General features: G+C 60.2%; 8 protein-coding genes. 4 read left to right on the top strand and 4 right to left on the bottom strand.

Annotated elements, in window-relative coordinates:
• The 4 genes from ILT44_RS28965 to ILT44_RS28950 form a co-directional block, all read right to left on the bottom strand.
• The coding region (locus tag ILT44_RS28965; RefSeq protein ID WP_255549965.1) for an amidase family protein at window positions 1-545 on the bottom strand (545 nt) is incomplete at its 3' end.
• A 105-nt stretch (window positions 546-650) separates the two neighbouring features.
• Window positions 651-1,328: a protein-L-isoaspartate(D-aspartate) O-methyltransferase gene (locus tag ILT44_RS28960; RefSeq protein ID WP_204243074.1), complete on the bottom strand. Its 678-nt coding sequence runs from the start codon at window positions 1,326-1,328 to the stop codon at window positions 651-653.
• A 1,071-nt stretch (window positions 1,329-2,399) separates the two neighbouring features.
• On the bottom strand, window positions 2,400-2,990 hold the full coding sequence (locus tag ILT44_RS28955) for a sugar O-acetyltransferase (RefSeq protein ID WP_204243073.1): 591 nt from the start codon (window positions 2,988-2,990) through the stop codon (window positions 2,400-2,402).
• 29 nt (window positions 2,991-3,019) lie between these two features.
• Window positions 3,020-4,612, bottom strand: coding sequence for a GMC family oxidoreductase (locus ILT44_RS28950; RefSeq protein WP_443673967.1), 1,593 nt, complete (start codon window positions 4,610-4,612; stop codon window positions 3,020-3,022).
• A 723-nt stretch (window positions 4,613-5,335) separates the two neighbouring features.
• Between ILT44_RS28950 and ILT44_RS28945 the strand changes: the two genes are divergently transcribed.
• From ILT44_RS28945 to ILT44_RS28930, 4 genes are all read left to right on the top strand, one after another.
• Window positions 5,336-6,235 carry an ABC transporter permease gene (locus tag ILT44_RS28945; RefSeq protein ID WP_204243071.1) on the top strand — a complete coding sequence of 300 codons (900 nt, stop codon included), beginning with the start codon at window positions 5,336-5,338 and terminating at the stop codon, window positions 6,233-6,235.
• Between the two features lie 55 nt (window positions 6,236-6,290).
• Window positions 6,291-7,235 (top strand): sugar ABC transporter substrate-binding protein, encoded by a 945-nt coding sequence (locus ILT44_RS28940; RefSeq protein WP_204243070.1) that lies wholly within the window; start codon window positions 6,291-6,293, stop codon window positions 7,233-7,235.
• Between the two features lie 68 nt (window positions 7,236-7,303).
• Window positions 7,304-8,086 carry an ATP-binding cassette domain-containing protein gene (locus ILT44_RS28935; RefSeq protein ID WP_204243069.1) on the top strand — a complete coding sequence of 261 codons (783 nt, stop codon included), beginning with the start codon at window positions 7,304-7,306 and terminating at the stop codon, window positions 8,084-8,086.
• Window positions 8,087-8,719: 633 nt separating this feature from the next.
• Window positions 8,720-9,109 carry a transposase gene (locus ILT44_RS28930; RefSeq protein ID WP_204243068.1) on the top strand — a complete coding sequence of 130 codons (390 nt, stop codon included), beginning with the start codon at window positions 8,720-8,722 and terminating at the stop codon, window positions 9,107-9,109.
• Window positions 9,110-9,364: the final 255 nt, after the last annotated feature.

Below are 9,364 nucleotides of genomic sequence, written 5' to 3'. Positions count from 1 at the left end.
GAGGCCGGGATCCGGATCGAGCCGCCGCCGTCGGTAGCATGGGCCATCGGCACCGAGCGGGCTGCAACGTGAGCCGACGATCCTCCCGATGAGCCACCGGTGGTGCGGTCCAGGGCCCAGGGGTTGTTGGCCCGGCCCAGATGCCGGGGCTCGGTCACAGGCGTCAACGACAGCTCGGGTACCTTGGTGCTGCCGAGAATGATCAGGCCAGCGGCCTTGAAGCGGCGGACCATCTCGCTGTCCTGCGGCGGCACCCAGCCGCGCCAGATGCGGCTGCCGTTGTGGTAGGGGGTGCCGGCCGCGACATGCATGTTGTCCTTGAGCAGAAACGGCACGCCAGTGAAGGGTGCGTCCTCCAGGGGCGTACGAGCCGCCTGTCGCGCCTGATCCAGCGTCCATTCGGCCATGCCGGCCAGCTTCGGCTCTACCTGCTCCAGCCGCGCGATCGCAGTTTCAACAAGTTCGGCGCGACTGACGTGCCGTTGCCGCACGAGATCAGCGAGCGCGGTGGCATCGAGCGTGATGTAGTCATCCGCAAGGCTCATTGATGCTCACCTCGCTGCGACAAGTGCTGTGACGAAACTCGCCTCAGGGATGGGCTCGGCTGTCTAGCATTCGGTGGGATCACTGGCCTGTCCACGATGTCACTCTCAGACCACTGTTTCCAGTGTGCCGAACCGCACTGGGATTACGGTGCGTGTTCTGATCCGCCCGTCCGCTGACTTGTCGACGACGGTGAGCTGTTGGGTTTCCTCCGGGCCGAGGGGCAGGACCATGCGACCGCCCGGGGCGAGCTGGTCCAGCAAAGCCATCGGAGGCACCTCGGCGGCGGCTGTGACCAAGATCTTGTCGAAAGGAGCGTGCTCGACCCAGCCACGGGTGCCGTCGCCCACGCGAACGGCAACGTTCGCATAGCCGAGTTGCTTCAGGCGCGCCTCGGCATGGCTGGCGAACTCCTCAACCACCTCGACGGACCAGACCTGGCGGGCAAGCTCTGCGAGAACGGCAGCCTGGTAGCCCAGACCCGTGCCGACCTCGAGCACGATTTCATGGGGCTGTGGATCGAGTAAGTCTGTCATGAGGGCGCAGATGAAGGGCTGAGAAACAGTCTTGTCGAAGCCGATTGGCAGAGGCGTGTCGTGGTAGGCAACGGCCGCAAACTGTAGCGGCACGAAGAGGTGGCGCCGCACCCGCAGCATTGCGTTAAGAACCCGCTCCCCGAGGTTGCTCTTGCCGATCTCCTCGCTCATGAGGTCGGCCTGGATGGCAATCACCTCAACCATGTGCCGGCGCAGGACTGTGAGGTGCTCTTCCGTCATGGGTTTCATGGCTGCGGATCCTTGATCGGGCTGACAAGAATGAGGCGCCTCATCTTACGCCGATTGTGTCCCCGACGGCAGGAACTGATCCCCTTCTGCAGCTTGGGACTGACGGGTCTCGCGGACGAACCGTGCCACTCGGTGAGGTTCTCATGGGAGGATCATTCCGTTAGAAGTGACGTTGATCCTAAGGTCGGAAGGGAGCCTCTGACTTTTAATCAGAGGGTCCTGGGGTCGAGTCCCAGCGCGCTCACCAACAATATCAAAGGGTTACCGGCATTTGCCCTTTGAGCTGTTTTTCCCCAAGTAGCCAATAGGTAGCCAAACGTCAGGACAATAGCGGCTTGCTCATATCCAAGCCTTGCCTGACCGGAGAAAGGAAACACCGAGCTGAGTCGTTCAAGGCTAGCCCTCCGCACGCTCTAAGTTAACTGGAGCGCTATCCCCGCGGCCCGGTCTGTTATGACAATCGGAAGGTCAGTTCTCGCGTTATGAGCAGACCTTCATCTGGCTTGCCTAAACTTTTCAGTTTGAACCAAGGCGGGAGCACGCCGGATGTCGGGTCGAGGCAGGAAGGGCGGACCTCGCGGAAGGGTTAGCTTTCGGCATTTCGTGACCCGTGTCTCCCTCGGCACAGGCCAGGACCAAATTCTGCTGGAGCGACGCCTTGGACTTCCGGTGACGGTGCTGTCACATGGCCCCAACGCGCTGTCCTCCTGGTGTGACCCCGGCGCACGATAGCCTCTCAGAGTGCCTTCGTCCCCTTACTGATCGTGTTTGAATCCCTATATCATGGCTACCTCAGCGGACATTGACGGGACTTCGGAGGCAACGGGCGTCACCGGTTGCCTCGATGAGACCGTGCCAGGATGGATGAACTCCGGCCCGGTTCAAGCCTGCGCTCGCCTGATGATGCGAGCGCCCATCTGGTGCCCGTTCAGCCCAGGCCCGTAGTGCGCAAGGCGGAGACATGAAGGTGTCCTGTGCGTTCGCCCCGGAGCCTGGGCTTTTCCGTTTTCAGTGCCGAGTTGAGCATTGAAGGTTCGGCGGGTTGTAGGTGTTAGTTGGCGCGACCCCGAACTAGGGCCTGTAACCTGTTCGATCCGTTTCGGTGATCTCCCGGATTACCTTGCAGGGCACGCCAGCGGCGACCACGCCTGCCGGCACGTCCTTTGTCACGACGCTGCCCGAACCGATGACGGCACCATCGCCGATGGTTACCCCCTGATTGATCTGGACACCGCCGCCAACCCATACGCGGTTACTGATCCTGACGGGCTTGGCATAGCAGCCGCCAGCGGCTCGTTCATCGGCATCGATGGCATGGTTGGAGGTGTAGATCCCGACCCGGGGACCGAACAGGACATCGTCACTGATCTCGATGGTGCCGCCATCCAGCATCACGCAATCGAAGTTGGCGTAGAACCTGTTGCCGATGGCGATGTTGCGGCCGAACTCGCAGCGGAAGGTGGGCTCGAAATGTACCTGCTTGCCAATCTGGCCCAGCAACTCGCGAAGGATGCTCTCCCGCTCAGCCGAAGGCGATCCGAAGCTTGCGTTGTAGCGGTTGGTCAGGAGGACAGCATCCTCTCTCGCCTTGACCAGCTCAGGCGTGAGATCGTTGTACATCGCCCCGGAACGGATAAAGTCCAGTTGGTCAGCAAGCGTCATCGTGCAGCCTCAAGTTGGGGTGCATCGCCCTAGTTATTTTTGGCCCGACGGATGAAGTCGGCCACCCTTTCGCCCACCATGATCGCCGGCCCATTCGTGTTGCCGGATGGCACGCCTGGAAGAACGGAAGCATCGGCCACCCTCAGACCCCGAACGCCATGGACACGCAATTGGCTGTCGACCACGGCCATTCGATCCTTGCCGATCCGACATGTGCCCGTGGGATGCAGGGCACCCTGCGCCATCTCCTTCACATAGTCGCGGTAGTCGTCGATAGTGTCCATCGGCCGACCTGGGAACTGTTCGCGTCGGATATACGGCTGCAGGGCCGACTGGCGCATGATCTGCTGGCCGACGCGGACCCCTTCAGCCATTGTATCCAGGTCATACGGATCCGAGAGATAGTTCGGAGCGATAATCGGCGCTTCGCTCGGATCCGCAGAACGGAGTGCGATATGACCCCGCGATCTTGGTCTGGTCTGGCAGACGTTCAGCGTGCATCCATTGCCGCTCTCGACGGGCTTCACCCCCTCTTCGATGCCGGAGCCCGCGAGAAAGGCGAATTGGATATCCGCGTACAGGTCATCCTGATTGGCCCACCAGAAGCCGCCCGCTTCGATGACATTTGAGCAGACCGGACCGGTGCGGAAGAGGGCGTACTGCAGGCCTGCCCAAGCCTTCCAGTGGAGCTTCTTGTACCGATCGTAACCATGGGCACCCGACAGTTCATAAATGAGATAGACATCCATGTGGTCCTGCAAATTCTGTCCGACGCCTGGCAGATCTTTGACAACGGGGATGCCCAGCTGTTGGAGGTGGGCTCCTGGGCCGATACCCGACAACATGAGCAGGCGCGGCGAGTTGATTGCCCCAGCTGCAACGATGATCTCTCTGTCGGCACGCATCTGCCGCACGCTTCCTTGTTCGATGAATTCAACACCGACGGCTCGGTTGTCCTCCGTTAGTATCCGCACCACTTTACAGCCGGTGCGGATTTGGAGGTTCGATCGTTTCCGTGCAGGCTTGAGGTAGCATACTGCAGCACTGGCACGGCGCCCGTTGCGCACTGTCATCTGATAAAGACCACATCCAGCCTGATCGCCCGCGTTGAAATCGGTGACATAGGGCATTCCGAACTGCTGTGCAGCCCGCAGCCAGACTTTGCTCAGCGGACTGACGTGCTCTGGATAGGAGACATGCAGCGGACCGCCTACACCATGCGCCGGGCCGGCCAGGGAGCAGTTGTCTTCAGCCTTGATGAAGTAGGGAAGGACATCCTTCCATCCCCAGCCTTCCGCACCCTGCTCCTCCCATCGGTCGTAGTCTGATGGAATGCCACGAACATAGAGCATCGCGTTGACCGAGGAACCGCCACCCAGGACACTTGCCTGAACCATAGTCGGCTTGCTGGCCTTCGGAATGCCAGCAGTCGGCTCCTGCTCGTACCGTTTAAGCAGGTTACCAGTTGCGGTCTTGTACACCATCACGGGCAGGTGAATCTCGATTGCGCGATCGGAAGGACCCTCCTCGAGGATCGTGACTGTGGCGTTCTGATCCTCGCTCAGTCGAGAGGCGGCCGCGCAGCCGGCCGAACCACCGCCGATGATAATATAGTCAGGCACTTCCCCATCCCTTTCGTGCGCTCTCGACAGTATCGACGCCTCGGCCCAGCCCGAGCGTCCTATCCTCGATGGAATCAGAGAGGGCTCGGCCGACATTGGTGATGCCAACCGACCGGGCAGTCGAAGAGTGCCGTCTCGGACCTGCTTCGCGGGCTTCTGGCGACGGCCGCTCGCAGCGACATTGCGACCTGATGGGGTCTATTCTGCAATTTCGCATTCGAGATAAAAGTTTCGCAAGCTGACGCAGGACAGGCTTCGAAGTGATAGATCGTTCGCAGTCGCTGGCTGGCGTGGCGTGCAAGCGGCATTTAAATCAAAAGTACGAAGGACCCGGATCACGAGCGCATCGGACGCGCCCTGAAATTCTGTTCGTCCGGTCCCTAAGAGAAGCGCGGAACCTGGGCTAACCAGTTGGTCGCTGCTCGATTTAGGGGCTCAGAATCTCGGCGTCGAATTCCTGAATGACGCAAACATTCGCACAGATGCATTCAAATTGCGCCGGTAATTTCAGCCCTGCGAAGTTGCGGTGCCCATTCATGGCCCTCGATACTGCCAGCGTGTTTGGATTGCCGGCGCAGATCGGCGTCTAACAGAGAACATAAACCGCTCGTGGAGGAACCCTGTATGAACGCGCCTTCTGTCGCAAGTACTCACCATACGCCTTGGCAAGGATTAGGGACTTTTCTCCTGCCGAAGAATCCTGCCGCCGTCGTGCAACGTATCATGCTGTTTCTACTGGTGACCAGCGTGATCATCCTTTGCATCGTCAATCCGACGTTTCGAAACCCGTCGAACCTGCTGAACATCGTCCAGCAGGCATCTATGATCGGAGTCGTCGCCTGCGGTATGCAACTCATGATCATCTCGGGCGGCTTCGACCTGTCCGTGGGCGCAAATGCAGCGGCCAGCGGGTGCCTCGCAGCCGCAGTGTCGCTCAGCTTTGGCGTACCGGCAGGCATCATCGCTGCTCTGTGCCTAGGTACTCTGATTGGCGCTTCGAACGGTGTTATGGTCGCCAAAGCAGGCATCAATCCTTTCGTCGCGACCTTCGGGCTGCAGGCCATCATCATTGGCGCGCTTCAGGCTCTAACTCAGGGACGTCCGATCGCGCCTTTGCCGAAGGAATGGCGTGAATTGGGCTTCTTCAACATCGGTGGCCTGACGTTCTCCAGCATCGTGTTTATCGCCGTCGTTACGCTCCTCACGCTCATGCTCCGGCACACCCAGTTCGGCCAGCACATTTACGCCGTCGGCAGCAACAAGGTCGGCACCAGCCGCGCCGGCGTGAACGTCGACCGCGTCTTGATCGCCACCTACGCGATTGGTGGCCTGACTGCAGCGATCGCCGGCGTGCTCCTGACCTCGATCGCGGGCGTCGGCAGCCCGCAGGCCGGCACTACCTGGGCCTTGCTCGCGATCGCTGCCGTGGTCATTGGCGGCACGCCTCTGACAGGCGGCGTTGGCGGCATCAGCTCTGCCGTCATCGGCATCTTCGGTCTAACGGTCCTGAGCAATGCCATGACGCTCTACAGCATCTCCGCATTCTGGCAGCCAGCCTTCATGGGCGCGAGCGTGCTGCTGGCTGTGGGATACGAAGCCCTGCGGCGCACTCGCAGAGCTTGAATACGACCGGATCGACGGTTGCATCGATAACTGCAAAGCAAAATAGGAGGGACCTATGCTTATCTCTAGACGGACTGCCTCGACTGGACTTCTGGCGCTCATGCTGACTCTGGGCCTTGCCGCACCCACCTTCGCGCAGGGGAGCGCCAAGGTCGGCATGATGATCTCTAACCTAGGCCTCGACCCTTGGATGAACGTGGCGATCTCTACGATCGAGAAAGGGGCCAAGGCCAAGGGTTTTCAGGTCACCGTTGCGGACGGGCGCAGTGACATCAGCCAGATGGCCGCTGCCATCGACCGGTTCGTGGTCCAGGACATGGATGCGATCATCATTTATGCGCCCGATCCAGACAGCTTGGTGGGCCCAGTCTCCAGCGCTATCGCAAAGGGTGTTCCAGTTCTTGCCTTCTCGGCGGGACTCTCGCCAGAAGCAAAGCTGACCTCGTACATCAAGTCCGACGAAGTCAAAATGGGCCGTGAGCAGGCCGAACTAGTGGTCAAGGAACTGGGCGGCAAGGGCAATGTCGCCCTGATGATGGGCGTCTTGGGTTCGAGTCCGCAACTCGGCCGCAGCGAGGGCCAGCACGCCGTGTTCTCGAAGCATCCAAATATCAAAATCGTCGAGGAGCAGTCCAACGAGTGGGCTCACGACAAAACCGTCGCCCTGATCCAGGACTGGCTGTCGAAGTATCCCAAAGGCAAGCTCGATGCCGTCATTGCGCATGGTCCGGAACTGGTCGCAGCAGCCGAGTATGCGAAGTCAGTGGGTCGTACCGACGTGAAGTTCGTCGCCCTCGATTATCCTGCCGATGTCCGCAAAGCAATCATCGACGGCACCATGCTTGCCACGGTCAACCAAGACCCAGGTTTGATGGGCCGTCTGACGGTGGAAACCCTCGAAAAGGTGCTCAAAGGCCAGACTGTCGAGAAGGAGATCGTCATCGAGACTCCGATGATCACCAAGGCGAACGCCGAGAGTACTCCAGCGGCCTACGAGTGATTAACCTGAGCGCCAAGGGCGTAATCCCGTGGCGCTCCCCAATTCCTCCAAGACAGAGGCTCGAGCAAATGACCCAGGGTCACACCCTCAACAAGGCGTCGCAGGCCATCGTACCCGTGGCGGAAACGATCGGAATCACCAAGCGCTACGGCGGCATTGTGGCTTTGTCTGATGCCAACCTCAAGATCCTGCCCAGGGAAGTCGTTGCTATCGTAGGTGACAACGGGGCAGGGAAGTCGACGTTCGTCAAGATCCTCTCCGGCGCACAGGCGGCAACCGAGGGATCCCTGAAGGTCGGCGGGCGCGATATCACCTTCCATCGTCCTAGCGATGCCCGTGATGCGGGTATCGAGACGGTCTATCAGGACCTTTCCCTGGCTGAAGACCTCGATGTCCTGTCCAATCTCTTTATGGGCCGTGAGGAATGCTACTTCAACTTCGGTGGCCTGAGCGTCCTCAACCGCCCGAAGATGATCCGTCGAGCCAAGCAACTTCTTGGCGAGATTGGCGTCAATGTGCCGGGCGTTCATGACACGGTGAAAGGTCTATCCGGTGGTCAGCGCCAGGGCGTCGCAATCGCACGCGCCGCCGGTTGGGGTTCCCAATTGATCATTATGGACGAGCCGACCGCCGCCTTGGGCGTACAGGAGACCGCGCATGTCCATGAGATCATCCGTACTCTGCAGTCGCGTGGCGTGGCCGTCCTCTTGGTCAGCCACAACATGAAGCAGGTAATGGAACTCAGTACCCGAGTCTATGTGTTCCGTCGTGGCCGCATCGTCGCGGAGTTGACCACCGCCCAGACGAGCACGGACGAGATCATCGGCTATATCACCGGCGCTCGAGGCTAGGTTGCGAGCGGTCCCAAGAGACCGCTGTACTCTCGCCTACGAGGCTGTCTTGCATGCCGAGCTGAACTGGCTCGGCATGCGCGCATCTACTGATGGTAACAAACCGCGTAGAAGCCTTCGGGAACCACCGACGGTATGTCAAGAACCCTGTTCACTGGCGGTGCTGCCAAGCTCACTAGTTCCATTGGGTGCTCGCTGCAACGTCAGCCGATCGCTTCTCGCGGTCGAGGAGCCCTCGTCAGGTGGGGTTCATGGAACTCACAGAACTAGGTATTTGATCCCATGATTGATGGTGCGCTTTTTATCGCCTGAATGGAGGGGTACGCTGTGGGCTGAGTTCCCCACGGTAGCGCTACAACGGCAGGATCAATCTGTTGAGTTGTACAGCATAGTCGCGCGAGCCCGATAACGCTGGCTCAGCGCTACGGCATCGATCCGAACACCGTCACTAGGTGGAAGAGCCCGCCTTAGTAGCGGGCCCGCACACCAGTGCTGTGAGCTGAAGGTAAAGTGCTAAACATCATCAATCACTGCCATTTAACGCGTGCACTAGAGCACCGGACTGGAAATGAGACTGCTGGGCTTCTGCGCGGGGCGGAGCTGTGATTCACTGTCTTAAACGAGAGGTGGATCATGGGTCACTGCTGTTCCCTCGATCTTCGGGTGCGGGTCGCTGGCTTCATCGCGGCGGGCCACTCCTGCCGGTCCGCGGCGCGCCACTTTGGGGTAAGCGAGAGTTTCGCCATCAAGCTGGTGCAGCGAACGCGGGACACCGGTTCGCCGGCGCCAGCCCGGCAAGGCCGCCCGCCCGGGCGTGGCAAGCTGGTGGCTTATGAGACCTTCCTGATCCAGACCGTCGAGGCCCAGCCCGCCATTACCATGCCGGAACTGGCTGCTCGCTTACTGAAGGAACACGGGGTGGTGGCCGCCCCTGCGATGCTCTCGCGCTTCCTGTGCCGGCGCGGCTTCTCATATAAAAAAATCGCAGATGGCGGCGGAGTGCGCACGCGCCGACGTGCGTGAGGAGCGCCGGGTCTGGCACGCCCAGCGCCAGCCGCGTATGCGCCAGCAGCCATACCGATTAGTGTTTTTGGATGAGACGTACGTCAACACCAAGATGACCCGTCTGCGTGGCCGCTCCCGTAAGGGCCAGCGGTTACGCGCGAGCGCTCCCTTCGGGCATTGGAAGACGCACACCTTTCTGAAGGTGTTTTCATGATGCCTCCTTTTTTGATCGTCTGGTGCGTTGCAGCCGAGCCCGCAGGTCACGGATCTGAT

Origin of the sequence: Microvirga arvi (genome assembly GCF_016892765.1) — a bacterium.
In the GTDB taxonomy this organism is placed as follows: Bacteria; Pseudomonadota; Alphaproteobacteria; order Rhizobiales; family Beijerinckiaceae; genus Microvirga; species Microvirga arvi.
This window is presented reverse-complemented; position numbering and strand designations above follow the sequence as displayed.

Bases quoted from the DNA above. Each gene is read 5' to 3' on its own strand.
- ILT44_RS28955 (WP_204243073.1), bottom strand. From the start codon at position 2,990: ATGACGCTTGCTGACCAACTGGACTTTATCCGTTCCGGGGCGATGTAC.
- ILT44_RS28935 (WP_204243069.1), top strand. From the start codon at position 7,304: ATGACCCAGGGTCACACCCTCAACAAGGCGTCGCAGGCCATCGTACCC.
- ILT44_RS28945 (WP_204243071.1), top strand. From the start codon at position 5,336: ATGCTGTTTCTACTGGTGACCAGCGTGATCATCCTTTGCATCGTCAAT.
- ILT44_RS28930 (WP_204243068.1), top strand. From the start codon at position 8,720: ATGGGTCACTGCTGTTCCCTCGATCTTCGGGTGCGGGTCGCTGGCTTC.
- ILT44_RS28960 (WP_204243074.1), bottom strand. From the start codon at position 1,328: ATGAAACCCATGACGGAAGAGCACCTCACAGTCCTGCGCCGGCACATG.
- ILT44_RS28940 (WP_204243070.1), top strand. From the start codon at position 6,291: ATGCTTATCTCTAGACGGACTGCCTCGACTGGACTTCTGGCGCTCATG.